The sequence below is a fragment of the Caballeronia zhejiangensis genome, assembly GCF_000698575.1.
Lineage (GTDB): Bacteria > Pseudomonadota > Gammaproteobacteria > Burkholderiales > Burkholderiaceae > Caballeronia > Caballeronia zhejiangensis.
In genome coordinates, this window is sequence record NZ_JFHD01000032.1 from 25026 (window position 1) to 51748 (window position 26723).

Consider the following 26723-nt stretch of genomic DNA (forward strand, 5'->3'; position numbering starts at 1 on the left):
AAACGCACGCCAACTTATGCGCCAACTGATACTAGACACCGAAACCACCGGCCTGAACGCGAGGACGGGCGACCGGATCATCGAAATCGGCTGCGTCGAGCTGGTCAACCGCCGGCTGACGGGCAACAACCTGCACCTCTACGTGAACCCGGAGCGCGACAGCGATCCCGGCGCGCTCGCCGTGCACGGCCTCACCACCGAATTCCTGAGCGACAAGCCGAAGTTCGCGGAGATCGCCGCGCAACTTCGCGACTTCATCGCGGGCGCGGAGTTGATCATCCACAACGCGCCCTTCGACGTCGGCTTTCTCGATATGGAATTCGCGCTGCTCGGGCTGCCGAAAATCGCCGAGACGTGCGCGGGCGTGATCGACTCGCTCGCGCAAGCCAAGCAGATGTTCCCCGGCAAGCGCAACTCGCTGGATGCGCTGTGCGATCGTTTCGGCATCAGCAACGCGCATCGCACGCTGCATGGCGCGCTGCTCGACTCGGAGCTGCTCGCCGAGGTCTATCTCGCGATGACGCGCGGCCAGGAAAGCCTCGTCATCGACATGCTCGGCGATCAGCCTGCGTCGGGCTCGGTTTCGACGTCGCGCATCGCGTTCGACGATCTCGATCTGCCGGTGATCGCCGCGAGCGCCGACGAACTCGCCGCGCACGAAGCCCTGCTGAGCGATCTCGACAAGGCGATGAAAGGCACGAGCGTCTGGCGCACGGAACCGGCTCCCGCCGAAGGGGAAGCCGTTCCTGCGTAATTTTTTCGAATTTGCTTAACGAAGCACTAGACGAAATCAAAAACGCCTGACATAATCTCGTCTCTCTTCGGGTGGTTAGCTCAGCGGTAGAGCACTGCCTTCACACGGCAGGGGTCACTGGTTCGATCCCAGTACTACCCACCAGAATTCTGGTGTTGGTAAAGACAAGCACCGAAGATCAAAAGGCTCAAGTCTCACGACTTGGGCCTTTTTCATTTTCAGCCGGTGAAACGGGCATCACGACGCCCACACGCCGCGCGCCATGCCGCTCGCGGCGATCACCATCAACATGACGAGTCCGGCTTCGAGATCGCTCAGCCATGCGAAGCGTCGCGCCCGCGTGAGATCGATCGGCCCGCCCTGCGCGAGCGCGATGCGCCAGCGGATCAGCGCCAGCATCGGTGAGACTTCGATCAGCAGAATCACGACGAGCGCCGTCATCTTCAGATGGAAAAGCGGCTCGTGCAGATAGAACGCGCCGCCCTTTTCGAATCCGCCGAACGCGCGCGTCACGCCCGTGACGATCAGCACGATCGCCGTAACGCCCCACACGGAATCCGAACGAAAGACGTCACGCAGGCGCAGTTCGTTCGCCTGAATGGATTCCGCGGGATCGAGACGCCGCAACGCGCGGGCGCGCGCGAGCACCGAGCCGAGCGCGAAACCGAAAGCAAGAAGATGAAGCGCGGCCAGCAACCAACGTATCAGCATCCTTTCCTCCCTGAAGAGACAGGAACGACGTGTACGGCAATTTCGGCTAGATCAGACCTGACGCAGCGTCGCATCGAGCGCGCGCGCCGCGTTGCGGTCGCCTTCGCTCGCGAGCGGCGCGCGGAACACGGTGGTGCGATTGTGCCCGGCCGCGGCCGGCGAGTCCCACAACAATTCGACTTTCGGCCGGCGCGCGAACAGGCCGTGCCGCACTTCCCCGCTCGCGCGGATAGCAGGCGCGGCGGGCTCGGTCGCCGGCGCGAGCATGCTCGTCGACGGCGACGTCTCCGCCGGCTCCGGCCATTTCACCGACAGCTCGCGCGCGTCGTACTGGCCGAGCTTGCGGCTTTCCGCCCATACGACGGCGGTACGCGTGACGGGATCGAGCGAGAGCGCATAGCGCCCGATCGCGAAGCGCCGCGCCGCGATATTCGTGCGCCAGAGCGCGCGCGGACGGCAGATCCACATGACGATGGCATAAAGCGCCGGCCCGACGAGCAGCCAGCCGTTGGTCTCGGCGAGCGCCTGCGTGAAGCGCCGCCATCCGGAACTCCAGACGAACGCGCCGACGGAAAACATCGCGAAGCCGAAAGCGAGCAGCGCAATGAAGCGCAACGCCTGCCGCAGCCATTGCGGCAGCGGATGCAGCGGCCGCTCCGTGCGCGCCTTCGCGCCCGGCAGCACGATCAGAAGAAAGATCAGGACGAGGTTCACGCACGCCCACGGCGACGACGTCATCGCGCGCAGCGAGGACAGATAGCCCATCTCGGACATCGAGAACGCCCAGCGCGCCGCGAGCACCAGCCCGATGGCGCGCAATGCGAACACAGTGCCGGCGCCCGGCGCCGGGTTCGCGCTGATTTGCTTGGGTCTCGCCAAAAGAAACGCTCCTGTCCACGTGCGATGCATGCCGCTCCGCGCATCGCGAAGCCCGGTCATTATAGGGAGATTACGGATGTCGTCAGAGGTTTCACATCTGCAGCGCGGTCTGTCGCGCGAAAGGCATGCCTGAATGTGCTATTACGACAACGCCCCGCGTGCCTTGAGGCACGCGGGGCGTCGTTTTTCAACTCATGCCGCGGCGAAGCGGCAAGACTTGCTTAGCTCGCGTTGACTTCGCGCAGAACCGTGCGGCGCTTCTGGCGCAGCAGTTCTTCATACACGTTGACGTAGTTCGCGGCCATGACCTTCGACGAGAAACGCTGCTCGAACGCGGCGCGAACCTTTTCGCGGGGCAGTTGATCGAGGCGCTTCACGGCGGCAATCGCCGAAAGTTCATCTTCGACGACGAAGCCCGACACGCCGTTCTCGATCACTTCCGGCACCGAGCCGCGGTTGAACGCGATCACCGGCGTACCGCAGGCCATTGCTTCGATCATCACGAGGCCGAAGGGCTCCGGCCAGTCGATCGGGAACAGCAGCGCGTGGGCGTTGCCGAGGAACTCGGTCTTCTCCGCTTCGCTGATTTCGCCGATGTACTCGACGTGCGGCAGCGCGAAGAGCGGCTTGATCTCTTCTTCGTAGTAGGCGCGGTCGGCCTTGTCGAGCTTCGCCGCGATCTTGATCTTCATGCCCGCCGCCTGCGCGATGCGGATCGCGCGGTCGACGCGCTTTTCCGGCGAGATGCGGCCGAGGAACGCGAGATAGCCGGGCTTGACGTTCGGGATCGGCTTCAACAGGTTTTCCGGCAGACCGTGATACACCGTCGAGAGCCAGTGCGCCTGCGGCAGCGGCTGACGCTGGTTGTCCGAGATCGAGATGACCGGCACGTCGTTGAACGTGTTGAAGATCGGCTGCAGTTCGGGCAGATCGAGACGGCCGTGCATCGTCGTCAGGAACGGCACCGGCTGGCGCGCGAACAGCGAGAACGGGTAATAGTCGATGTGGAAATGCAGCACGTCGAACTCGTCGGCGCGGCGGCGGACTTCTTCGAGCAGCAGCATATGCGGCGCCATCGTGTCGCGGATCGTCGGGTCGAGGCGCAGCGCCTGCGGCCAGAACGCCTCGAGCTTCGCGGACGTCTGCGAATCGCCGCTCGCGAAGAGCGTGACGTCGTGTCCAGCATCCACGAGTGCCTCGGTCAGATAAGACACCACGCGTTCCGTGCCGCCATACAGCTTCGGCGGAACAGCCTCGTGGAGGGGCGCGATTTGAGCGATTCGCATGTCGTGAAACTCCTAATAAAGAATCAGGCAAGTACTGCTGTCATGTTGACGTTGGAAAGCGAATCGCTCGGCTCGGGCGAAGCTTTCCGCGGCGCGGCGGCCGCGGCGCAAAGGCTGATGCTCGAGTGAAAAAGCGGGGTCGCTGATCACCGGTTCGTCGCGCAGGCGATTCGATCTAGCAATTGCGGTTCCATATCTCAAAATCGCCGCGCGCCAGCAATTAACGCGTATCTGCTGCGGCGGTTGACGCGAACTTGCAAAAACCTGTCGATGGCCTAAGGGCAAACCCGGATCGGATTATGGAGTTTTTTCCAGAGCGGCGCCGGCAGTCATTTCAACTTATTTACCTTGTTACAAGGGGGATACACTTTGCAAACCACTGTTTATTAAGGTTGTTCTACATTTGAGCACGGGCTTTGACGATGCCCGGGCGGCAGCACGCACTCCGCGCCGTCTGACCCGCCGCGTAGGCCGGATTGCGGCATCGGTTCCGTTATCGGGCGCGACACGTGCTTTTGTGTTCGCTGGCGCGATTGGCGCAGATCCTTCAGACGAGCGTTCCATCGCAAAAAGTCGTGCAATGTGCTTACAATGCGCGCCCATGCCGTCAGCCGCGCTCGGCGGCCGAAAGGCTGAGGCGACGCCCGATTTTTTGCCGTGGATGATGTTCGGATGGCCACACGCGCCGAGCGTCACATGCCCGAAGTCGCGATGCCGCAGCGCGATACTGGCTACAATTCAGTGATGGAGACGGCGCAGCGTCGCCTCGCTTGACGTCAGTCGCGCCGGATCGGGCGACGCATCGCATGCCGGCAGTCGCATCTCGTACCGCGCATGGCACTGCCCGAAGGCGCAACACACGCTCAACCGCTCTACGACCAAAAAAGACCATTGGACCAACTCACCGTTTCCCAGCGTAACGCGCACAACGCGAAGCTTTCGAGCTACGCGCATCGGCCGCTCGCGTTCCTGATGCGCTACATCCGCCGTCACCCCGTCGCGCATGCCATCGTGCTCTTCAGCGTGTTCGCCGCGGTCGGTTGCGCCCTCGCCTCGCAGTACGCGATCAAGCATCTGATCGACGTCCTCGGACAAGGCCGCGGGCATCCCGGCCCGCTGTGGGGCGCGTTCATGATCCTGGTCGGGCTGATCGCCGCCGACAACCTGCTGTGGCGGGTCGGCGGCTGGGTCGGCGCGCACGTCTTCGTGATCGTTACCGGCGACTTGCGCAAGGACCTCTTCTCGTATCTGTCCGGCCACTCGCCGACGTACTTCTCCGAGAAGCAGCCAGGCATGCTCGCGAGCCGGATCACGGCGACGTCGAACGCGATCTACACCTCCGAGAACGTGATGGCGTGGAACGTCCTGCCGCCGTGCATCGCGGTGCTGGGCGCGATCGTGATGATCGTCTCCGTCAATCCGCTGATGGCCGCCGGTCTCATGACCGCATCGCTGATCCTCGCGCTGATCCTGTACCGGCTCGCGAAGCGCGGCTCGGCGCGGCATCACAGTTTCGCGTCGAAGGCGGCGTCGGTGGATGGCGAGCTCGTCGACGTGATCGGCAACATGGCGCTCGTGCGCGCGTTCGGCATGACGTTCCGCGAGCAGAAGCGTTTCGGCTCGACCGTCAAGGCCGAAATGGTCGCGCGTCAGCAGAGTCTGCTGTACCTCGAAAAGCTGCGCCTGTTCCACGCGGTCGTCACGGCGATCCTTTCCGCAGGCCTGCTCGGCTGGGCGCTGTGGCTGTGGTCGCAAGGCCGCGCGACGTCGGGCGATATCGTGCTCGTCAGCTCGCTCGGTTTCACGATCCTGCACGGCACGCGCGACTTGGCCGTGGCGCTCGTCGATGTGACGCAACACGTCGCGCGTCTCGCCGAAGCCGTGCAGACGCTGCTGGAGCCGCACGGCATGCCGGACCGCTCGGACGCGACGGAACTCGTGCCGCAAGGCGGGCGCGTCGATTTCGAGGGCGTGACGTTCGCCTATCCGCGCCGCCGTCCGATTCTCGACAATTTTTATCTGCATATCGAGCCGGGACAGCGCGTCGGGCTGATCGGCAAGTCGGGCGCGGGCAAATCGACCGTGCTCGCGCTGCTGCAACGCTTCTACGAGCCGCAAAAGGGCAGCATCAAGATCGACGGCCAGGATATCAGCGCGATCACGCAGGACAGCCTGCGCCACGCGATCGCGCTCGTGCCGCAGGATATTTCGCTGTTCCATCGCACCGTGTTCGAGAACATCGCGTACGGACGTCCGGATGCGAGCCGCGAGGAAGTGCTCGCCGCCGCCCGCGAGGCGCGCTGCACGGACTTCATCGAGGCGATGCCGGAAGGATTCGACACGATCGTCGGCGACCGCGGCGTGAAGCTGTCGGGCGGTCAACGTCAGCGCATCGCGATCGCGCGCGCGATTCTGAAGAACGCGCCGATTCTGCTGCTCGACGAAGCGACGTCGGCGCTCGACAGCGCATCGGAAGAAGCGATTCAGCAGGCGCTCGACCGGCTGATGGTCGGCCGCACCGTGATCGCGATCGCGCACCGTCTGTCGACGCTGCAGAACTTCGACCGCATCATCGTGATGAGCGCGGGCAAGGTCATCGACGACGGCCCGCCGCAGGAATTGCGCGAGCGGCCGGGGCTGTATCGCGAGTTGCTGGCGAAGCAGCACGGCAAGGTGCCGTCGATCGTCGCGACGCCGCACAAGCAGCCGGCGTAAGCGTCATCAAGCAAAAAGGCCGCGTTTCCAAAGGAACGCGGCCTTTTTCACGTCTTGAGGTCGCGCAGAAAGTTGTCGCGCCACACCGAGACGTTGTTGTCGCGCAATTGCGCCATCATCTCTTCGTAGCGCGCTTTTCGCTCGTTCAAAGGCATGCTGAGCGCGATGGCGAGTGCATCGGCCATGCCATCGATATCGAGCGGATTGACGATGAGCGCGGCCGTCAGCTCGCGCGCCGCGCCGGCGAATTGCGACAGCACGAGCACGCCGGGATCGTCCGGATTCTGCGCCGACACATATTCCTTCGCGACGAGATTCATGCCGTCGCGCAACGGCGTGACGAGACCCACGTGCGCCTCGCGGAACAGCGCGGCGAGCACCGGCCGCTCGTACTGACGATGGATATAGCGAATCGGCGTCCAGTCGAGTTCGGCGTATCGCCCGTTGATGCGGCCCGATTCCGCTTCGAGCTGCAAGCGGATGTCGCGATAGGCATCGACATCGGAGCGGGTCGGCGGCGCGATCTGCAGGAACGACACGTTGTTGCGCTGCTGCGGATCGTGTTCGATCAGCCGCTCGAACGCGCGAAAACGCTCGACGAGCCCTTTCGAATAATCGAGACGATCGACGCTCATCACGAGCTTGCGATGATGCAGCGTCGACTTGACGATTTCCACGTCGCGTCCGCGCTCGCCGTCTTTCGCGAGCGCGGCGATTTCATCCGGATAGACGCCGATCGGATACGCCGCCGCACGCAGCGTCTGACCGAACGCGCGAATCGCGACCGGCTTCGCGCCGTCGCGCTGCAACGCGCCGCCCGCTTCTGTTTCGATGTAATCGCAGAACGCGCGCAGGTCCGGCTCCGTCTGAAAACCGAGCAAATCGAACGCGCACAGCGCCTCGACCAGTTCGCGATGACGCGGCACGCTCAGCAGAATCTGCGACGCCGGAAACGGAATGTGCAGAAAGAAGCCGATGCGATTCTTCACGCCCAATGCGCGCAGCGCCTGCGCGAACGGAATCAGGTGATAGTCGTGCACCCAGATCACGTCGTCGGGCTTGAGCAGCGGCGCGAGCTGCGCCGCGAGCCAGCGATTCACGCGGCAATAGCCGTCGTATTCGTGCCGGTCGAACTCGATCAGGTCCGGCCGATAGTGAAACGCGGGCCAGAGCGTCGCATTCGAGAAGCCGCGATAGTACTGGTCGTAATCGCGCCGCACGAGTCCGATGGTCGCGAACGTCACCGGTCCGTGCTCTTCGAGCTTGATGTCGTCAGGTGCGGACGTGAGCACGTCCCCGCTCCAGCCGAACCACATGCCGCCGGTTTCCTTGAGCGCGTCGTAGACGCCGACCGCAAGCCCGCCCGCCGCGGGCCCGCCTTCGGAAATCGGCGCGACGCGATTCGAAACGATGATCAGCCGGCTCACGCGTGCTTCCCCGCCGTGCCCGCGATTACTTGCAGCCAGTCGAGCAGCAACTCGACCGATTCGATGCGCGCGCGCGCAACCGTATCGCCGGGGCCGACCTTGATCGACAGGCCATCGAACTCGTTCACGACCGCGAAACCTTTTTCATCGGTGAGATCGTCGCCGATAAACACCGGCTTGCGCCCCGTGAACGGCGGCTCGCCCATGTACGCGCGCACCGCGCGGCCCTTGTCGACGTCCTTCGGCTTGATCTCGTAGACCATCTTGCCCGGCTGCAGCACGTAGGCATCGGCATATTCCGCGACGAGCTTTTGCGTCGCCGCGCGCGCCGCCGGCTCGCGGTCGGGCGCATTGCGGTAATGCAGCGCGAGCGCCGCGCCCTTGATTTCGAGCAGCATGCCCGGATTCGCGCTGACGACTTTCTCGAGCGCGTGCTCCATGCGCAAGAGCCGCTCGTCGTTGAAGCCGATGCGCTGCACATCGCCGTTCGAATCGCGCCGTTCCGCGCCGTGCATGCCCGCGACGGGCAGATCGTCCATCTGCAGGAACGAATCGATATTGTCGATGCCGCGCCCCGATACGACCGCGACCGCGCCGTTGGTCGCGCGTCTCAACGCGGCGAGGATGTCGGGCACCGAGCGCGGCACGAAGATGCCATCGGGCGTCGAGGCGAGTTCGACGAGCGTGCCGTCGAAATCGAAGAAAAAGGCGGTCTCGGCAAGAGACAGGGAATCGGGAAGAATTTGCATCGATCTTTGGCCTGTGGTTTGCCTGTGATGTGGCGCGCGGTCCGTTTTGGACGACGCAATGCGTGCGAATCTTACCGCGCGAAGGCTTTCAATTCAGAAAGCTCCGAACTTTCAGCTTTCGACGTGCGGCCTTTCAGCGCGCTGGAACCATGCGGCAAATCGTCTCAAAAATAGTCCGATAGCGACATGATGCGCTGGAGCCGCGTGAAAGGCGTGTATTTTGCGACGAAGTTCAAATCGAATCATCCTGCAACGCCATTCCCGATGCACGCTTCGTTCCTCGAATTCCCCACGCGGCGTCTCGTCGCCCTTCTCTCGCTGTGCGCCCTCGCCGCCTGTTCGAAGCCCGCCGAGCCGTGGCATCTGACGGATGTATCGGGCCATCTGCCGGATCTCGACTTCTCGCTCATCGACGATGGCGGCGCGAGCGTCACCGGACGATCCTTCGCCGGGAAGACGACGCTCGTCTACTTCGGGTACACGCATTGCCCCGATGTCTGCCCGGAAACGATGGCGCGCCTGATGCAAGTGCTGCAACGCGTTGGGCCGGATGCGGACGAGACGCGCATCGTCTTCGTTTCGGTCGACCCGGCGCGCGACACGCCCGCGCTTTTGCGCTCCTACGTGCGCGCCTTCGACGACAAACACGCGGTCGGCCTGACCGGCACGGATCGCGCGATCGAGAAAGTCGCGCAGCGTTATCGCGTCGCGTATCAGATGGAAAAGCGCGATCCGGACGGCGCGTATGAAGTCACGCACAGTTCGGCCGTCTATATCTTCGATGCCGCCGGTCACGCGCGCCTGCTCGCGACCGATCACGATTCGATCGACGCCATCGCGGCCGATCTGAAGCGCGTGATCCACGCAAAGGACGCCTGACGATGAGCACGCTGCTTTACTGGCTCGATCCGTGGGAGCCGTCGCCGACGGTCGTGATCGCGGTGCTCGTCGCGGGGATTCTGTTCGCGCGCGGGGCGCGGCATGCGCGCGTGTCGGTGTCGCGGCGCATCGCGTTCTGGTTCGGCCTCGTTGCGCTTTACGTGGCGCTGCACACGCGGCTCGATTACTTCTTCGAGCACGAATTCTTCATGCATCGATTGCAGCATCTCGTGCTGCATCATCTCGGTCCGTTTCTGATCGCGCTGTCGTATCCGGGCGCGGCGCTGCGTGCGGGCATTCCGTTCGGATGGCGGCAGCGCTGGTTGCGTCCGGCCGCGCAAACGCGCATTGCGCGCGTCTTTTGCGATGTCGTGTTCAATCCCGTGATCGCCGTCGCGCTGTTCGTCGGGCTGATCTATTTCTGGCTGCTGTCGCCGATCCACTTCAAGGCGATGCTCGATTACCGGCTCTATCGCGTAATGAACTGGAGCATGGTGATCGACGGCCTGTTGTTCTGGTGGCTCATTCTCGACCCGCGGCCCGCGCCGCCCGCGCGCCTCGCGCCCGGCAGACGGATTCTCGTCGTGATCGCCGCGATTCCGCCGCAGATCGTTCTCGGCGCGTACATCTTCTTCACGCCGCACGAGCTGTATCCGATCTATTCGATTTGCGGCCGCGCGTTCACCTGGATCACGCCGATGCGCGATCAGCAGATCGGCGGCCTGTTGCTGTGGATTCCCGGATCGATGATGAGCGTGATCGGCGCGCTGATTGCGCTGCGTCACTGGCTGCGGCTGTCGGCGCGCTCGCGGCTCATCAAGGAACGCAGCGTCGCGATCGCGGCGCCCGTCAACGTCAGCGCGTCATGAAGGAAAACCGGGACGGCGCATCCAGACGTGCGGAATGCCGTCTTCGTCATGCACACCCGACGACGGCACGAAGCCGAACGCGCCGTAGAAGCGCTGCAAGTGCGCCTGTGCGTGAAGGCTGACCGGCTGATCGGGCCATTGCTTCAGGATGTGCTCGAGCGCGCGTTCGAGCATCGCATTGCCGAGCTTCAGGCCGCGAAACTTCGCGGTCGTCAGCACGCGGCCGATGCGCACGTCCTTCTCGCCCTCGTCCGGATGACCCGGCAACAGCACGCGCAGATAACCCGCGAGCGCAGGGCGCTTCTCGCCTTCGCCATATGCGAGAAGATGCCACGCGTCGACATCGAGGCCGTCGATATCGCCATACACGCAATTCTGCTCGACGACGAACACGGCGCTACGGGCCGCGAGCATGTCGTAGACCTCGGTCGTCGACAGATCGTCGAAGCGCTTCCAGCGCCATTCGAGTTGGGAGAGTGAGTCGGTCATTGGAGTAGGTGTGGCAGAAACGTTGCAATTATGCCGTGCCGCCACGGGACGCAGAATCGGTGGCTACCGGCGTTCCGAAAAAGAAAAAGCCCTGACGGATCAGGGCTTTTCAAGTGGAGGCGCGGACCGGAGTCGAACCGGTCTAAACGGCTTTGCAGGCCGCTGCATAACCGCTTTGCTACCGCGCCACAAGCGGTTCTGGTGCCACCGGCAATTGACCGGCTGAGCCACCAAACAAAAAGGGAAGCTTGGCTTCCCCTTTGACTGGAGCGGGAGACGAGTCTCGAACTCGCGACCTCAACCTTGGCAAGGTTGCGCTCTACCAACTGAGCTACTCCCGCAATATCCTGCGATACAACTACTGCCGGTACTGCTGCCGCGTTGCGCTTTGCCAATTCAGCGCCGACGACCTCAGAACCTTCAAAATCTGGAGCGGGAGACGAGTCTCGAACTCGCGACCTCAACCTTGGCAAGGTTGCGCTCTACCAACTGAGCTACTCCCGCGTGTTACTGCTTTCTTTTACTGCTTTCTTTTGCTCTTGCTTCGCTTGCTGCGTCGCGTCGTGCATCAGAGAAACGAGATTATGTAGAAGCCAAAGAAGGCTGTCAACTGTTTTGTGAGAGGATTTTTTCGCTTCGACGCAATTTTTGCAATGAGCGCGTTTTCCGCCTCAAAGCATGCCGCCGCGCTCGCGAATCTGCGGCCACGCGAGCTTCATGTAGTAGAGCATCGACCAGACGGTGAGGAACGCGGCGACGTAGATGAGCCACAGGCCCCACACGCGCGTGTCGATGATCCATTGCGTGCCGGCGATCTTCAGCGGCCCGTAGAACAGCAGCATCGGGATCGCGACCATCTGGCACACGGTCTTGAACTTGCCGAGCTGATTCACCGCGACGCTCTTCGATGCGCCGATCTGCGCCATCCATTCGCGCAGCGCGGAAATCGTGATTTCGCGTCCAACGATGATGAGCGCGATCACCGCATTGAGCCGCGACAGTTGCACGAGCACGAGCAGCGCGGCGGTGACCATCAGCTTGTCGGCAACGGGATCGAGGAACGCGCCGAACGACGACGTCTGATTGAGCTTGCGCGCGAGAAAGCCGTCGAACCAATCGGTGAGTGCGGCGAGCACGAAGATGACCATGCCGAGCAGGTTGCGATGCTCCGCGCTCATCATCATGTCCGGCAGATAGAACACGCCCACGACGAGCGGAATCAGCACGATTCGCAGCCACGTCAGGAAGATCGGTAGATTGAACGGCATGGGCGAAAGCGGTTGAGGGACATGTAAGGAAGCCGCCATTGTGCCGCGTCGATCCGGCGCTCACAAGGCGGCGCACCGCTGTGGCGCGCCGCGCGGCCGGCTTTGCGGCTCAATGCAACTGACGATAAATCTGCTGCGCGAGCGCGAGCGAAATGCCTTCGACGCTCGCCAGGTCCTCGACGCTCGCCGCCTGCACGCCGCGCAATCCGCCAAAACGCGACAGGAGCCGCTGACGCCGTTTCGCGCCGACGCCTTCCAGTTCCTCCAGCCGCGAAGTCTGGCGCGCCTTTGCCCGCTTCGCGCGCATCCCGGTGATGGCGAAGCGGTGCGCCTCGTCGCGGATCTGCGCGACGAGCATCAGCGCCGCGCTTTCCTTGCCGAGTTCGAGCGCGGCGCGGCCGTCGGCGAACACGAGCGTCTCCAGGCCGACCTTGCGCCCTTCTCCTTTCGCTACGCCTACCAGCATGCCGTGATCCAGACCGAGCTCGGAGAACACCTGCCGCGCGATTTCCACCTGGCCCTTGCCGCCGTCGATCAGCACGATGTTCGGCAGCGTGCCGCCCGCCGCGACCGGTTCGGCGCCATCGGGCGTGACGTTGGGATCGGCGGCATCGTCGGGTTGCAGGGTCGCGGCTTCATCGTTGGCGTTCGCGGCGGCCTGCGCGACCATCTTCTCGTATCGGCGCGTGAGCACCTGCCGCATCGCGGCGTAATCGTCGCCCGGCGTGATGCCGGTGATGTTGTAGCGCCGGTATTCGCCCGACTGCATCTTGTGATGGTGATACACGACGCACGATGCCTGCGTCGCCTCGCCCATCGTATGGCTGATGTCGAAGCACTCGATGCGCAGTTGCGCGAGATCGTCCATCTCCATGGACAGCGTGTCCGCGAGCGCGCGCGTGCGCGCCTGCTGCGAACCCTGTTCCGACAATAGGCGCGCGAGCGCGAGCTTGGCGTTGTTCTCGGCCATCGAGAGCCACGCGCGCTTTTGCCCTTGCGGCTGACGCAGCAGCGTGACCTTGTGCCCCGCCTGCTCGATCAGCAGATCGACGAGCTCGCGGCTCGACGGCGCATGACTCACGACGAGCACCGGCGGCACGCGATTGCCGATGTAATGCTGCGCCATGAAGGCTTCCAGCACTTCGGATTCCAGCGAGCTTTCGCGTGGCTCTTCGGACTCGGTTTCGGTTTCCGTTTCGGTGGGCGCACCTACCGTTTCGTTGGCATCCGCAAGCTCGTCTTCGTCGCCGAGCGCCATCGCGCTTTCGACGTGCGCCGGAAAATACGCCTTGTCGCCCAGATGCCGGCCGCCGCGCACCATCGCGAGATTCACGCACACCTTGCCCCCGAGCGCGACGACCGCGAGGATATCGACATCGCTCTCGCCACCGACTTCGATCGCCTGCTGATGCAGTACGGTCGACAGCGAGCTCATCTGATTGCGCACCGCCGCGGCCTGTTCGAACTTGAGATCCGCGGCAAACGCGTGCATCTTCTGCTCGAGCTCCTTCATCACCTCGCCCTGACGCCCGAGCAAAAAGCGCGACGCATTCGACACGTCGCGCGCGTAATCCTCTTCGTTGATCAAGCCGGTGCACGGCGCGGTGCAGCGCCCGATCTGATGCAGCAAACACGGCCGCGTGCGGTTGTTGAACACCGAGTCCTCGCAGGTGCGCAACTGGAAGACGCGCTGCAGGATCTGGATGCTCTCGCGCACCGCCCACGCGCTCGGAAACGGGCCGAAATACTGGTTCTTCTTGTCGACCGCGCCGCGGTAATACGCCATGCGCGGAAACTTGTGGCCGGTGAGCTTGAGAAACGGATACGACTTGTCGTCGCGAAAAAGGATGTTGTAGCGCGGCGCGAGCGCCTTGATCAGATTGTTTTCGAGCAGCAGCGCTTCGGCTTCCGAGCGCGTGACGGTTGTCTCGATCTTGCGGATGCGCGTGACCATCATCGCGATGCGCGGCGAATGCAGCGTCTTCGTGAAGTAGCTCGACACGCGTTTCTTCAGATTGCGCGCCTTGCCGACGTAGAGCACGTTGCCGTCGCCGTCGTAGTAGCGGTACACGCCGGGCAGATGCGGCAATTGCGCGAGCGTCGTTTTCGGGTCGAAATCCGGTTGGAGGGCGTCGGTGTCAGTCATGCAGCAAGGGGACGAAAGGCATCGGCACGACGGTGAGCCGCGCCTGGAGCGTTATCTTAGAATCGCCAGTTTAGAACATTAAACCGCGCGCCTTCGTCCTCATGACTACGCTTGCCGCCAATCAGGAACTCGCCTGCGACATCTTCTGCGCGGTCGTCGACAATTTCGGCGACATCGGCGTGTGCTGGCGTCTCGCGCGGCAGTTGCACGCGGAGCACGGCTGGCGCGTGCGTCTTTTCGTCGACGATCTGACGGTCTTTCACGCGCTCTGCCCCGACGTCGATGCGACGCTGCCGCGCCAGGAGGCGATGGGCATCGCGATCGAGCACTGGCGCGAGCCTGCGCATGCGGGCGACACGCTTGCCATCGCCGATGTCGTGATCGAGGCGTTCGCGTGCGAATTGCCGCATGCGTACATCGCCGCGATGGCACGCCGCGATCCGAAGCCGGTCTGGATCAATCTCGAATATCTGAGCGGCGAGGATTGGGTCGCCGATTTCCACATGCGCCCGTCGCCGCATCCGCGCTATCCGCTCGACAAGAGCTTCTTCTTTCCCGGGCTCGGCAAGGGCACGGGCGGCGTGCTGAAGGAACGCGATCTCGACGCGCGCCGCGAGCGCTTCGATGCGAACGCGTGGTGGCGCGAGTTCGTCGGGATCGAGCGGCCGGGCGGCGAACATACAGTCGTGTCGCTGTTCGCATATGAGAATCCGGCTGTCGACGCGCTCCTCGCGCAATGGCGCGACGGCGATGTGCCCGTCGTGCTGCTCGTTCCCGAAGGCCGCATCTCGGGCGCGGTCGCACGCTTTTTCGACGTGCCGAACTTCATCGCCGGCACGACGGCGCGCGCCGGCGCGCTGGAGGCGCACGCGCTCGGCTTCGTCGAGCAAACGCGTTTCGACGAACTGCTCTGGGCCGCCGACATCAACTTCGTGCGCGGCGAGGATTCGTTCGTGCGCGCGCAATGGGCGATGAAGCCCTTCGTCTGGCACATCTACCCGCAAGCCGACGACGCCCATCTGCCCAAGCTCGACGCCGCGCTCGCGCATTACACGCGCACGCTCGATCCGTCCGCGCGCGAGGCGGCCGCACGCTTCTGGCACGCGTGGAATGGCGTGGGCGTTCCCGACTGGGCGGACTTTTGGGCGCATCGGCGAGAATGGGAGCGCCGCGCCGTGAAGTGGGCGAAGGAACTCGCGGGCATCGGCGATCTGGCCGGCAATCTCGCCGCGCATGTGGCCTCGCGAATCAGCAGATGAAACTCGCACTGACGCGTTTCAGGAGCGCCAATCGACTGGCCAAACAAGCAAAAACTCAGTTAAAATAAGCGGTTATCCGAGGAAGCAAGGCGCAGTTCGTCCAGTTTTGCGCCGCGAAGATCAAGCCATTTGCTCAAGCCGTTCGCGGCAGATCCCTCGTTAGCCCGAACACTCGCACGGCGGCGGCATAAAACCGAGGCACCGCCGCCGTCGGATCGATTCATTTCAGGCATTCAAGCCAAATCCATTCGTACAGGACCCAGTTTTATGAAGACCGCACAAGAACTCCGCGTCGGCAACGTCGTCATGATCGGCAACGATGCCATGGTCGTGCAGCGCGCCGAGTACAACAAGTCGGGCCGCAACGCCGCGGTCGTGAAGATGAAGTTCAAGAACCTGCTGACGGCAGCGGGCATGGAAACCGTCTACAAGGCTGACGACAAGTTCGACGTCGTCGTGCTCGATCGCAAGGAAGTGACGTACTCGTACTTCGCCGATCCGATGTACGTCTTCATGGACGCCGACTACAACCAGTTCGAAGTCGAAGCCGAAATGATGGGCGACGCGCTCAACTACCTCGAAGACGGCATGGCGTGCGAAGTCGTGTTCTACAACGAAAAGGCCATCTCGGTCGAACTGCCGACCACGCTGGTTCGCGAGATCGTCTACACGGAACCGGCCGTCAAGGGCGATACGTCGTCGGGCAAGGTGCTGAAGACCGCCAAGCTGAACACCGGCTTCGAACTGCAAGTGCCGCTCTTCTGCAACATCGGCGACAAGATCGAAATCGACACCCGCACGAATGAATATCGCAGCCGCGCGTAAGCCTTACGCCGCTGCGTCGTAAGCCGAACGGCCGGTGCAACGCACCGCCCGATCGGTTCAAAAAAGCGCCCCATCGCGGGCGCTTTTTCTTTTGCATGAATTTTTTGACAATTTCAGGCAAACTTTACCGGTCGCGCCCCGACACGCTCCACCGCCGATTCCCCCAGCCGCCCGCGCTGGCCCCGCGTGCGCGACGTACATCGGAAAAATTAACTGCCTGGCACGGTTTCTGCTCGGTCAACCAGATCAAGATTTCCAAGCCGACATGCAAAGCACGCCTTTCATCCGGAGCAGGTTTCTGATCGTCGCGGCGCTCGCATTGCCCGCCTTTGCTCTCATCGCCGGCTGCAAGTCGAGTCCGGCGACATCGGCGAATGCGAACACCGGCGGCGAAATCGCAACCGACGACGCTGCGCTCGCCGCTCGCGTGAAAGCCGCGCTCGCCGCCGATCCGCAGTTGAAGCCATTGCCGGTGAGCGTCGCGACGTATCGCGGCGTCGTGCAGTTGTCGGGATACGCAGATTCGGAGGTGCAGATTCAGAAAGCGCTGGCCGTGGCGCGCAGTGTCCCGGGCGTGCAGTCGGTCAGCAACGAACTGCATCTCAGACCGCAATGACGCGCTTGCAGCACAACGATGCCGAACGAGTAACGCAGGACAAAAAACCGCAGCGGGGTACGCGCCGAACGCCGGAAAGCGGCGCGGTATTCCGCCCACGACACGCCCGATCCCACGCGGAAACGGCGCATTACAGTCCACTTTGATACGTTGGTCCGCCATGCCACACGCACTGATTGTCGAAGACGATCCCAATAGCCTCTCCGGCCTGTCCGCGATCCTCACGGCAGACGGCTTTTCCGTCGATACCGCGACGACGCTCGCCGAGGCGCGCTCCGCGCTGACCCGCTTCATCCCCGATGTCGTGCTGATCGACCTGAATCTGCCGGACGGCAGCGGTCTCGACTTGTTGCCGAGCCTCCCCTCACAACCGCCCGATGGCGCGCTGCCGGTCATCGTGATGACAGGGAATGCGACGGTGGAAAGCGCGATCGAAGGCTTGCGACACGGCATCTGGGACTATCTGCTGAAGCCCGTGAACATCCCGCGCTTGCGCAGCTTGCTTGCGCGCATTCCGCGGCCGTACGAGCTCACCGAGGAAGTCCAGTCGCTGCGAACGACGCTGCGCGATCTCGGCCATTTCGGCGACATGATCGGCCGCAGCGCAGCGATGCAGCACGTCTACGATCTGATCGAGCACACCGCGCCGACCGAAGCCGCTGTGCTGATCTGCGGCGATCCGGGCACGGGCAAGAAGATCGCGGCGCGCACGATCCATCAATTGAGCCGCCGTCGCAAAGGCCCGTTCGTCACGTTCGATTGTTCCGCGAGCCGCCAGGCGCCCGACGGCACGCAGCGCTCGATGGAAAGCATTCTCTTCGGCCATGAGCGCAACGCCTTCGCGGGCGCCGAGAACCGCGAGCCGGGTCTGCTCGAACAGGCGGGCGGCGGCACGCTGTTCCTCGACCAGATCGATCTGCTGCCCGCCGCGCAACAGGAAGCGCTCCTGCGCGCGCTCGATTCGCAGACGTTCATGCGCGTCGGCGGCAGCAATCGAATCATGACGGACTTCCGCCTGATCGCCGCGTCCCGCACGCCGATGCGCGAAGCCGTCGCGAGCGGCGCGATGCGCGAGGATCTGTTTCAGCGTCTGTCGGCGTCGTCGATCATGCTGCCGCCGCTCGCCGATCGCGACGACGACATCGCGCTGATCGCCGAAACGCTCGTCGACGAATTGAACCGCGAGAATCACATCGCCGGGATCACGAGCGGCTCGCCGAAGCGTATCAGCCCGGCGTTTATCCGCGAGTGCATCGCGACCGAATGGCCCGGCAACGTGCGCGAGCTGCGCGAGCGCGTGCGGCGCGCGTATCACGCGTCGGGCGAGACGATCGAGACATTGCGCGTCGATGAGCCGGGCGGCCTCGGCGGTCGCGGTCTCAACGGCAGCAGCGTGCAGGTGACGGTCGGCACCGCGCTCGCGGACGTCGAGGACATGCTGATTCGCGCGACGCTCGAAGCGGTCGGTGGCACGCGTCACCGCGCGGCGACGCTGCTCGGCATCAGCCCGAAGACGCTCTACAACAAGCTGCAGCGGATGAAGCTGGAATCGTCCTGATTTCACCTGCCACAAAAAAACGCCACGAGATCCGTGGCGTTTTTCGTTTACCCGAGCATCTCTTTGACGAGCGCGCGCGCCGCCTGATATTCGGCCTGCGCCTGCAGCTTGCTCCAGCGCAGCGCCTTGCCGCGCGGACGCATCTGCTTGAGACGCTGCGCCGACGCCTTCGGCGGCGTATAGCGCAACTGCTCCAGCACCTTGCCCGCCTCTTCCGGCTGATTGCAGATCAGCGCCATGTCGCAGCCCGCCGTGAGCGCGGCCGTCGCGGCCTCGGTGAGCGTGCCGCCCGCGCGCGCGGCTTCCATCGACAGATCGTCGCTGAAGATCGCCCCGTTGAAGCCGAGCCTGCCGCGCAGGATGTCCTGCAGCCAGATGCGCGAGAATCCCGCCGGTTTGTCGTCGACCTTCGTGTAAATCACATGCGCCGGAATCACCGACGCCAGCGACATGCCGAGCCAGTCGTACGGGCGCACATCGGCGGCGAGGATCTCGTCGAGCGTGCGATCGTCGGTCGGCAGCGCGACGTGCGAATCGGCTTCGGCGAAACCGTGACCCGGAAAATGCTTGCCGCAGTTCGCCATGCCCGCGAGCGCGAGGCCGTGATTCAGGCTCTTCGCGAGCATTGTCACGACGCGCGGATCGGCGTGAAAGGCGCGATCGCCGACCACTTTCGACTGTCCGTAGTTCAGATCGAGCACCGGCGTGAAGCTCATGTCGATGCCGCACGCGCGCAACTCCGACGCGAGCACGTATCCGAACGCGGTCGCCGCCTTCGTCGCGGCGAGCACGTCCTTGTCCCACAGCTCGCCGAGCTTGCCCGGCGCGGGCAGCACGGTGAAGCCGTCGGTGCGAAAACGCTGCACGCGGCCACCTTCGTGATCGACGGCGATGAGGATGTCATCGCGTACCGCGCGGATCGCATCGGTCAGCGCAACGAGTTGCGCGCGGTCGGTGAAATGCCGCGCGAAGAGAATGATGCCGCCCGTCATCGGATGCGTGATGCGTTCGATATCCGCGTCGGAGAGCGTCGTGCCGGCGACGTCGAACATGACGGGGCCGGGAGTGCGTTTCATCGGATTCAATTGGCTTTTAGTCTTGGTTGGATTGAATTCAGGATTGGCCGGGCGCGCTGTCGGCCACTTCCGCGATCACGAACGACACCGCGTAATCGCGCTCGTCGCTGACCGTGACTTTCGCCGTGATGCCGCGTTGCTCGAGCCATTGCGCGAGTTCGCCGGAGGCCGCGATCATCGGCTTGCCGCTCGGCTCGTTGAGCGTCTGCAGCGCGCGCCACGTCATCGGCCAGCGCATGCCGAGGCCGATCGCCTTCGAGAACGCTTCCTTAGCCGAAAAGCGCGTCGAGAGAAACGCGAGACCGCGCACTTCCGAACGCGCGTTGCGCGCGTGGTAGACGCGCAGTTCGTCGGGGCCGAGCACCTTTTCGGCGAAGCGGCCCTTGGTGCGTCTCATGACCGCCGCGACGCGGCTCACCTGCACGACATCCGTGCCAATTCCGTAGATCGCCATGATGTGCCCGCTCAGCGCGCGTTGGCCGACGCGAGACGCGACGCGACCATGATCGCCTTCATCTCGCGCACGGCGTTGTCCCAGCCGGCGAAGATCGAATGCGCGACGATCGCATGTCCGATGTTCAGCTCGACGATGCCCGGCAACGCCGCGATCGCCTGCACGTTGGTGTAGTGCAGGCCGTGGCCCGCGTTCACCTTCAGCCCGAGCGCGTTGCCGACATCGACGCTCGCCGCGACGCGCTCGAATTCGCGTTGCTGTTCGGCTTCGTCGTGCGCTTCGGCATATCGGCCCGTGTGCAGTTCGATGACGGGCGCGCCCGCCTCTTTCGCGGCGCGAATCTGCGCCTCGTCAGGATCGATGAAAAGCGACACGCGCGCGCCCGCGTCGGCGAGTTGCCTGCACGCGGCCTTGACCTCTTCGAAGCGGCCGGCGACATCGAGGCCGCCTTCAGTCGTCACTTCCTGACGCTTTTCCGGCACGAGACAGACGTCGTGCGGCTTGATCTCGCACGCGATGTCGAGCATCTCGCGCGTCACCGCGCATTCGAGATTCATACGCGTTTTGAGGAGCGGACGCAGCGTGCGCACATCGGCATCGACGATATGACGGCGATCCTCGCGCAGATGCAGCGTGATGGCGTCCGCGCCCGCTTCCTCGGCGGCGAGCGCCGCGCGGATCGGATCGGGATACGACGTGCCGCGCGCGTTGCGCAACGTGGCGACGTGATCGATGTTCACGCCCAGATCGATCACATTCGCAGGCGATGTGAGAAAGAAGCTCATAGTTTTTGCAGGTCGATCAATATCTGACGGGTGGCGAGCGGCGTGCCGCCCAGGTAGTGATTCAGCAGAAAGCGCATCAGCGTCTTGCTCTGCGCGGCGGTCTGCGGATTCGTGTAGTCGTCGCGCTCCATGTCGATGAGCGTTTGCCCCGAAATCATCGGCCATTGCGCCGGAAGATCGTCCGACGCCTCGCGCACGCCGCGGTCTGGATCGAATACATAGCGGGCGTCGGCGGCGACCGGCTGGCGTGTCACCGTGCGCACGAGATTCATCGCGTAGCCGGTTTCGCGCAGCAGCACGCATTCGAATGAACGCAACACCTGAGCGGCGGGTTCGTCGTGCGCGAGGCGCGAGAGCGTCAGCACGTAATGGTTGAAGAGCGCCGGATGCGCGTCCTCGCGGGCGCAGAACTTCACCAGCAATTCATTGACGTAGAAGCCGCATAGCAACGCGTCGCCGGCGAGCGGCAACATGCCGCCGACCCATTCGGCGGTCGTCAGCGTGCGGACTTCGCCCTTGCCGGTCCACGAAAGTCCCAGCGGCTGAAACGTCTGCAATACGCCGCGCAGCGCGGAATGCGGACGCTTCGCGCCCTTCGCGACGAGCGCGACGCGCCCGTGATCGCGCGAGAACACGTCGATGATCAGACTCGTCTCGCGATACGGATAACTGTGCAGCACGAATCCCGGCTGCTCGGCGACGCGAAAATCCGAACGCGGCTTTCTCGGCGCAGACTCGGCATCGGATGTCGATGACGGCGCCGCGCGCCGCCGCTTTGGCACGGCGCGCGCGGCCGGGCGCTCTTCCGCGTCGAAATCGTCGTCGGGACGATCATCGGCGGGCGGAATCATCCGGGCGTCGTTCGGGCCGTCGTCCATGCATCACTCGTAGCCGTACGCGCGCAGGCCCGCTTCGTTGTCCGCCCAGCCGCTCTTCACCTTGACGAAGGTTTCGAGATACACGGGACCGTCGAAGAGCTTCTCCATGTCGAGCCGCGCCTCGGTGCTGATCTGCTTCAGCTTCGCGCCCTTCTGGCCGATGATCATCGCCTTGTGCATGTCGCGATCGACGAGAATCGTCGCGAACACGCGGCGCAGACGCCCTTCGGTCTCGAACTTGTCGATGAGCACCGTGCTCGTGTACGGCAGTTCGTCGCCGGTCCAGCGGAACACCTTCTCGCGCAGAATTTCGGCGGCGAGGAAGCGTTCGCTGCGATCGGTCAGATCGTCCTCGCCGTAGATCGGCTCGCCTTCCGGCAGATACGGCTTCACGACCGACAAGAGGCGCTTGATGTCGTCGACGTTTTTCGCCGACAGCGGCACGATCTCGCGGAAGTCCCGCAAGGCCGACATCTGCTGCATGAAGGGAAAGAGCGAACTCTTGTCGCCGACGCGATCCAGCTTGTTTGCGATCAGCAAAGTCGGCGTGCCGGTCGGGATCAAATCGAGCACCTTCTGGTCGTCCGGACCGAAGCGGCCCGCTTCGATCACGAAGAGAATCGCATCGACGGACGTGAGCGTCGACGTCACCGCGCGGTTCAGCGAGCGATTCAGCGCGCCGCTGTGACGTGTCTGGAAACCGGGCGTGTCGACGAAAATGTACTGCGCGTCGTCGAACGTGTTGATGCCGGTGATGCGGTGGCGCGTCGTCTGCGCCTTGCGCGAGGTGATGCTCACCTTCTGGCCGACGAGCGCGTTCATCAGCGTCGACTTGCCGACGTTAGGACGGCCGACGATCGCGACCATGCCGCAGCGGAAACCGGAAGAAGTAGGAGCGTTCATAGATGTGTGCGGCAAGAAGTCGTTGGGGCGCGGGGGCGCGATGTGCGCTCGATGCGCGCGTCAGTGACCGGCGTCGGCGGCGCGCACGACGCGGCCCGCGGGCGCATCCGCGGCGGCGCTGTTGCGCGTGCCGGCGTCGTCGTCGCGTTCGTCGGACGGCGCGGGCTTGTCCGCATTCGCGCTGCGTTCGGACGTTTGCGTCGCATCGCTTTTCGCCGCTTTCTCCGGCCGGTGAATGACGGCGCGTTCGGGCTTGTCCGCGGCTGCGTACGCGCCCGCCGACGGCTCGACGTGCGTCGCGCGAATCACGGCGAGCGGCGCGGTGGCCGGGCGTTCCTGCGGCGCCTGCTGCGTGCCGTGCGGTGCATGTTGACGCTCGCGACGATCGGGCGACCGCAGATCGAGCGCCGCCTGAATGCCGGTGACGCCGGGCACCACTTCGGGCTCGACCTGCTTCGCCGCGCGCGCGCCCTTGCGCTTCGGCTTCATGCCGAGCGTCGGTGCAGCGGCCATCACTTCGTCGAGCGCCTTCTTCGCGGCAGCCTGCTCGGCGGCGCGGCGGCTCGCGCCGGAACCGGACACTTTCACGTCGAGTTTCGGCACCGTGCATTCGACTTCGAACTGCTGATTGTGCGCGGCGCCGTGCGTTGCGATAACGGTGTAAGTCGGCAACGCGATCTTGTGGCCCTGGAGATATTCCTGCAGAAGCGTCTTCGCATCCTTGCCGATGGTGCGCGGATCGATGTGATCGAGCACCGGCGTGTACAGCCGCTTGATAACGGTGAAAGCGGCGTCGAAACCGCCGTCGAGGAAGATGGCGCCGAAGATCGCTTCGAGCGTGTCGGCGAGAATCGACGGACGGCGAAAGCCGCCGCTGCGCAATTCGCCTTCGCCGAGCCGCAGGCCTTCGGACACGTTCAACGCCTGCGCGATTTCGTAAAGCGACTGCTGTTTGACCAGATTCGCGCGCACGCGCGACAGGTCGCCTTCGTCGAGTTTGCTGAATCGTTGGAACAAAAGCGCGGCCACCACGCAATTTAGAACGGAATCGCCGAGAAATTCGAGCCGTTCATTGTGCGTGGCGCTGTGACTGCGGTGGGTCATCGCCTGGCGCAGCAATTCCGCATTGCGAAATTCGTACCGCAGCCGGCTTTCCAACGGAGAAGATGGCATGGAGAGAGTATAACGCGGGCGCGCGGGCGGACGATTCCGCCGGACCGCGCCGGAAAACGCGTGGCGAGACGGTGTTAGCCGCGCTTCTTCACGCCGTTTCGAAGCTTGTTTTAAGAATGAGCAACGCCGGCTGTCTCAGGAGACGAGCCGGCGTGATGTGTGTTCACTGGAAAGCGCCGATGCGCTTGAGATTGCTGAAGTTCATCCAGATGAAGAAGGCGCGCCCGACGATGTTCTTGTCCGGCACGAAGCCCCAGTAGCGGCTGTCCGCGCTGTTGTCGCGGTTGTCGCCCATCATGAAGTAGTTGCCCGGCGGGACTTTGCACGTCACGCCCTGAGCGTTGTAATTGCAGTTGTCGCGGAACGGGAAATCGTCCGCGCCGACGATGAACGGCGGCACTTGCGGATTGTTCAGGATCGCGTTCTTGCGGCCGTCGAGATCTTCCTCGAACTGCTTCGCGTAACCGATGCGCTCGTCGTCGAAATAATCGGGCAGCGGCGTCTCCGGCACCGGCTTGCCGTTGATCGTGAGCTTCTTGTCTTCGTACGCGACGGTATCGCCCGGCAGGCCGATCACGCGCTTGATGTAGTCGACCGATTCGTCCTTCGGATACCGGAACACGACGACATCGCCGCGCTTGAGCGGGCTGCCGTTGGTCATCTTCGTGTTCGTGATCGGCATGCGCAGGCCGTATTCGTACTTGTTCACGAGGATGAAGTCGCCGACGAGCAGCGTCGGCACCATCGAGCCGGACGGAATCTTGAACGGCTCGATGATGAACGAGCGCACGACGAATACCGCGAGAATCACCGGGAAGAAGCTCGCCGTGTATTCGAGCCACCACGGCTGGCGCAGCTTGTCGTCGTGCAGGCGGGCGCGCGTCTGCGGGGCGTTTTCATCGGCGAAACGCTCGCCGACGCGCTCCTGCTGGCGATCGAACTCGGCCACCGCGGCGTCGGCGGCGCGGCGCCGTTGCGGCAGAAACACCAGCTTGTCGAGCACCCAGGCAATACCCGTCAATACGACGAGGATCAAAAGAATCAATGCGAAATTCATCAATCGCTTCCGGTTGTTATCGTTGTTTGCTTCGCCGTGCGCGCGTTACTCGTCGACGCGCAAAATCGCCAGGAAAGCCTCTTGCGGGATTTCGACAGAGCCGACCTGCTTCATGCGCTTCTTGCCGGCCTTCTGCTTCTCGAGCAGCTTCTTCTTGCGCGAGATGTCGCCGCCGTAGCACTTCGCGAGCACGTTCTTGCGCAGCGCCTTGATGTTCTCGCGCGCGATGATGTTCGAGCCGATGGTCGCCTGGATCGCCACGTCGTACATCTGACGCGGAATCAGTTCGCGCATCTTCGACGCCACTTCGCGGCCGCGATGCTGGCTCTGCGAACGGTGCACGATGACCGACAGCGCATCGACCTTGTCGCCGTTGATGAGCATGTCGACCTTGACGACATCCGCCGCGCGATATTCCTTGAACTCGTAGTCCATCGACGCATAGCCGCGCGACGTCGACTTCAGGCGGTCGAAGAAGTCGAGCACGATTTCCGCCATCGGGATTTCGTAGGTCAGCTGCACCTGACGGCCGTGATACTGCATGTTGATCTGCGAGCCGCGCTTGGCCGTACACAGCGTGATGACGGAGCCGACATATTCCTGCGGCATATACAGATTCACGGTGACGATCGGCTCGCGCACTTCCTCGATCTTCTGCGGCTCCGGCATTTTCGCCGGATTCTCGACCATGATGGTCGTGCCGTCGCGCTGCTCGACCTCGTAGATCACCGTCGGCGCGGTGGTGATGAGGTCCATGTCGAATTCGCGCTCGAGACGCTCCTGCACGATTTCCATGTGCAGAAGGCCGAGGAAGCCGCAACGGAAACCGAAGCCGAGCGCCTGCGACACTTCCGGCTCGAACTGCAGCGACGCGTCGTTGAGCTTCAGCTTTTCGAGCGATTCGCGCAGCGCGTCGTACTGATTCGCCTCGACCGGATAGAGCCCCGCGAACACCTGCGGCTTCACTTCCTTGAAGCCGGGCAGCGGCTCGGTGGCCGGACGGCTCGCGACCGTGACGGTATCGCCCACTTTCGCGGCCGTCAGTTCCTTGATGCCCGCGATCACGAAGCCCACCTGCCCCGCCGACAATTGCGCGAGATTCGTGGACTTCGGCGCGAACACGCCGACATGCTCGACCGGGTATTGCGCGCCGGTCGCCATCATCTTGATCTTGTCCTTCGGCTTGAGCGTGCCGTTGACGATACGCACCAGCATCACGACGCCGACGTAGTTGTCGAACCACGAGTCGATGATGAGCGCCTGCAGCGGCGCGTCCGGATCGCCCTCGGGCGGCGGCACTTTCGCGATCAGCGATTCGAGCACGTCCTCGACGCCGAGACCCGTCTTCGCGCTGCAATGGACGGCGTCCGCGGCCTGAATGCCGATCACGTCCTCGATTTCCGCGATCGCGTTTTCGGGGTTCGCGGCCGGCAGATCGATCTTGTTGAGCACCGGCACGACTTCGACGCCGAGTTCGATGGCCGTGTAGCAGTTCGCCACCGTCTGCGCTTCGACGCCCTGCGACGCGTCGACGACGAGCAGCGCGCCTTCGCACGCGGATAGCGAGCGGCTGACTTCGTAGGAGAAGTCGACGTGCCCCGGCGTATCGATCAGGTTGAGGTTATAGACGCGGCCGTCGCGCGCCTTGTAGGTCAGCGCCGCGGTCTGCGCCTTGATCGTGATGCCACGTTCGCGCTCGAGGTCCATCGAATCGAGCACCTGCGCTTCCATCTCACGGTCGGACAGGCCGCCGCACAACTGGATGATGCGGTCAGCGAGCGTCGACTTGCCGTGGTCGATGTGCGCGATGATCGAGAAGTTACGAATATGATCCATTCAGTGCCGATCGTGCCAAAAAAAGCGAAAAAGGCGCGCCCTCACCAACGCGGAGCACGCCTTGAAAATTTGGGGAAAACTTGAGCATTTTAGCCGAAAACGGGGGTGCCCCGGCGGATTTCGCCTGCGCC

Annotated in this window: 24 protein-coding genes and 4 tRNA genes; 9 read left to right on the forward strand and 19 right to left on the reverse strand. The window is 63.6% G+C overall.

Annotated features, from left to right (window positions below; genetic code table 11):
• Positions 1 to 16 precede the first annotated feature (16 nt).
• Both dnaQ and BG60_RS28070 read left to right on the forward strand, forming a co-directional pair.
• Positions 17 to 754 carry a DNA polymerase III subunit epsilon gene (dnaQ, locus tag BG60_RS28065; RefSeq protein ID WP_008342055.1) on the forward strand — a complete coding sequence of 246 codons (738 nt, stop codon included), beginning with the start codon at positions 17 to 19 and terminating at the stop codon, positions 752 to 754.
• A 69-nt stretch (positions 755 to 823) separates the two neighbouring features.
• A tRNA-Val gene (locus BG60_RS28070) sits at positions 824 to 898 on the forward strand.
• A gap of 93 nt (positions 899 to 991) precedes the next feature.
• Here the strand turns inward: BG60_RS28070 and BG60_RS28075 are convergent.
• The 3 genes from BG60_RS28075 to BG60_RS28085 all read right to left on the reverse strand — a co-directional run bounded on the left by BG60_RS28075 (position 992) and on the right by BG60_RS28085 (position 3630).
• Positions 992 to 1465, reverse strand: a complete 474-nt coding sequence (locus BG60_RS28075; RefSeq protein ID WP_034473512.1) for a DUF2214 family protein — start codon at positions 1463 to 1465, stop codon at positions 992 to 994.
• Positions 1466 to 1516: 51 nt separating this feature from the next.
• A complete protein-coding gene (locus BG60_RS28080) occupies positions 1517 to 2344 on the reverse strand; it encodes a hypothetical protein (protein ID WP_008342060.1) in 828 nt (275 codons plus the stop codon).
• A gap of 221 nt (positions 2345 to 2565) precedes the next feature.
• On the reverse strand, positions 2566 to 3630 hold the full coding sequence (locus BG60_RS28085; RefSeq protein WP_008342061.1) for a glycosyltransferase family 4 protein: 1065 nt from the start codon (positions 3628 to 3630) through the stop codon (positions 2566 to 2568).
• Between the two features lie 834 nt (positions 3631 to 4464).
• Here BG60_RS28085 and BG60_RS28090 point away from each other — a divergent pair.
• Positions 4465 to 6345: an ABC transporter ATP-binding protein gene (locus tag BG60_RS28090; protein ID WP_235366332.1), complete on the forward strand. Its 1881-nt coding sequence runs from the start codon at positions 4465 to 4467 to the stop codon at positions 6343 to 6345.
• A 47-nt stretch (positions 6346 to 6392) separates the two neighbouring features.
• Here the strand turns inward: BG60_RS28090 and otsA are convergent, their stop codons facing one another.
• Together otsA and otsB are read right to left on the reverse strand one after the other, a co-directional pair.
• Entirely contained in the window at positions 6393 to 7772 is a 1380-nt protein-coding gene (gene otsA, locus BG60_RS28095) for an alpha,alpha-trehalose-phosphate synthase (UDP-forming) (protein ID WP_008342063.1), read from the reverse strand.
• Positions 7769 to 8521 carry a trehalose-phosphatase gene (gene otsB, locus BG60_RS28100; RefSeq protein ID WP_008342064.1) on the reverse strand — a complete coding sequence of 251 codons (753 nt, stop codon included), beginning with the start codon at positions 8519 to 8521 and terminating at the stop codon, positions 7769 to 7771. Before otsB ends, otsA begins: the two co-directional genes overlap by 4 nt.
• Before the next feature lie 264 nt (positions 8522 to 8785).
• Here otsB and BG60_RS28105 point away from each other — a divergent pair, with 264 nt between their 5' ends.
• A complete protein-coding gene (locus BG60_RS28105) occupies positions 8786 to 9400 on the forward strand; it encodes an SCO family protein (RefSeq protein ID WP_051996668.1) in 615 nt (204 codons plus the stop codon).
• A 2-nt stretch (positions 9401 to 9402) separates the two neighbouring features.
• Entirely contained in the window at positions 9403 to 10269 is an 867-nt protein-coding gene (locus BG60_RS28110; RefSeq protein ID WP_034473515.1) for a cytochrome c oxidase assembly protein, read from the forward strand.
• Here BG60_RS28110 and BG60_RS28115 read toward each other — a convergent pair.
• The 6 genes from BG60_RS28115 to uvrC form a co-directional block, all read right to left on the reverse strand.
• Positions 10264 to 10758: a GNAT family N-acetyltransferase gene (locus BG60_RS28115; protein ID WP_034473517.1), complete on the reverse strand. Its 495-nt coding sequence runs from the start codon at positions 10756 to 10758 to the stop codon at positions 10264 to 10266. The genes BG60_RS28110 and BG60_RS28115 overlap by 6 nt on opposite strands.
• 114 nt (positions 10759 to 10872) lie before the next feature.
• Positions 10873 to 10946 (reverse strand) — tRNA-Cys (locus BG60_RS28120).
• A gap of 77 nt (positions 10947 to 11023) precedes the next feature.
• Positions 11024 to 11099: transfer RNA gene (locus BG60_RS28125), tRNA-Gly, on the reverse strand.
• 87 nt (positions 11100 to 11186) lie between these two features.
• Positions 11187 to 11262, reverse strand: a tRNA-Gly gene (locus tag BG60_RS28130).
• 167 nt (positions 11263 to 11429) lie between these two features.
• Complete coding sequence (gene pgsA / locus BG60_RS28135) at positions 11430 to 12026, reverse strand: CDP-diacylglycerol--glycerol-3-phosphate 3-phosphatidyltransferase (RefSeq protein WP_034473519.1); 597 nt, start codon at positions 12024 to 12026, stop codon at positions 11430 to 11432.
• 109 nt (positions 12027 to 12135) lie between these two features.
• Entirely contained in the window at positions 12136 to 14172 is a 2037-nt protein-coding gene (uvrC, locus tag BG60_RS28140) for an excinuclease ABC subunit UvrC (RefSeq protein WP_034473520.1), read from the reverse strand.
• A 101-nt stretch (positions 14173 to 14273) separates the two neighbouring features.
• Between uvrC and earP the strand changes: the two genes are divergently transcribed.
• The 4 genes from earP to BG60_RS28160 all read left to right on the forward strand — a co-directional run bounded on the left by earP (position 14274) and on the right by BG60_RS28160 (position 18430).
• A complete protein-coding gene (gene earP / locus BG60_RS28145) occupies positions 14274 to 15431 on the forward strand; it encodes an elongation factor P maturation arginine rhamnosyltransferase EarP (RefSeq protein WP_034473522.1) in 1158 nt (385 codons plus the stop codon).
• A 267-nt stretch (positions 15432 to 15698) separates the two neighbouring features.
• Positions 15699 to 16256, forward strand: a complete 558-nt coding sequence (efp, locus tag BG60_RS28150; protein WP_008342076.1) for an elongation factor P — start codon at positions 15699 to 15701, stop codon at positions 16254 to 16256.
• Between the two features lie 265 nt (positions 16257 to 16521).
• Positions 16522 to 16872 carry a BON domain-containing protein gene (locus BG60_RS28155; RefSeq protein ID WP_008342078.1) on the forward strand — a complete coding sequence of 117 codons (351 nt, stop codon included), beginning with the start codon at positions 16522 to 16524 and terminating at the stop codon, positions 16870 to 16872.
• Positions 16873 to 17032: 160 nt separating this feature from the next.
• The gene (locus BG60_RS28160) at positions 17033 to 18430 is read left to right on the forward strand and encodes a sigma-54-dependent transcriptional regulator (RefSeq protein ID WP_008342079.1); all 1398 of its coding nucleotides are present in this window, start codon (positions 17033 to 17035) and stop codon (positions 18428 to 18430) included.
• A gap of 47 nt (positions 18431 to 18477) precedes the next feature.
• On the opposite strand, the gene nagZ is transcribed toward BG60_RS28160, so the two are convergent.
• The 8 genes from nagZ to lepA all read right to left on the reverse strand — a co-directional run bounded on the left by nagZ (position 18478) and on the right by lepA (position 26592).
• The gene (nagZ, locus tag BG60_RS28165) at positions 18478 to 19506 is read right to left on the reverse strand and encodes a beta-N-acetylhexosaminidase (protein ID WP_008342081.1); all 1029 of its coding nucleotides are present in this window, start codon (positions 19504 to 19506) and stop codon (positions 18478 to 18480) included.
• A 37-nt stretch (positions 19507 to 19543) separates the two neighbouring features.
• Positions 19544 to 19960 (reverse strand): holo-ACP synthase, encoded by a 417-nt coding sequence (acpS, locus tag BG60_RS28170; RefSeq protein WP_034473524.1) that lies wholly within the window; start codon positions 19958 to 19960, stop codon positions 19544 to 19546.
• An 11-nt stretch (positions 19961 to 19971) separates the two neighbouring features.
• Positions 19972 to 20745 carry a pyridoxine 5'-phosphate synthase gene (gene pdxJ / locus BG60_RS28175; RefSeq protein WP_034473526.1) on the reverse strand — a complete coding sequence of 258 codons (774 nt, stop codon included), beginning with the start codon at positions 20743 to 20745 and terminating at the stop codon, positions 19972 to 19974.
• The gene (recO, locus tag BG60_RS28180; RefSeq protein WP_034473528.1) at positions 20742 to 21623 is read right to left on the reverse strand and encodes a DNA repair protein RecO; all 882 of its coding nucleotides are present in this window, start codon (positions 21621 to 21623) and stop codon (positions 20742 to 20744) included. Before recO ends, pdxJ begins: the two co-directional genes overlap by 4 nt.
• 3 nt (positions 21624 to 21626) lie before the next feature.
• Positions 21627 to 22526: a GTPase Era gene (era, locus tag BG60_RS28185; protein WP_008342088.1), complete on the reverse strand. Its 900-nt coding sequence runs from the start codon at positions 22524 to 22526 to the stop codon at positions 21627 to 21629.
• 60 nt (positions 22527 to 22586) lie between these two features.
• Positions 22587 to 23699 carry a ribonuclease III gene (gene rnc, locus BG60_RS28190; protein ID WP_033537089.1) on the reverse strand — a complete coding sequence of 371 codons (1113 nt, stop codon included), beginning with the start codon at positions 23697 to 23699 and terminating at the stop codon, positions 22587 to 22589.
• A 163-nt stretch (positions 23700 to 23862) separates the two neighbouring features.
• The gene (lepB, locus tag BG60_RS28195; RefSeq protein ID WP_008342091.1) at positions 23863 to 24756 is read right to left on the reverse strand and encodes a signal peptidase I; all 894 of its coding nucleotides are present in this window, start codon (positions 24754 to 24756) and stop codon (positions 23863 to 23865) included.
• A 45-nt stretch (positions 24757 to 24801) separates the two neighbouring features.
• Complete coding sequence (lepA, locus tag BG60_RS28200; protein WP_008342093.1) at positions 24802 to 26592, reverse strand: translation elongation factor 4; 1791 nt, start codon at positions 26590 to 26592, stop codon at positions 24802 to 24804.
• Positions 26593 to 26723: the final 131 nt, after the last annotated feature.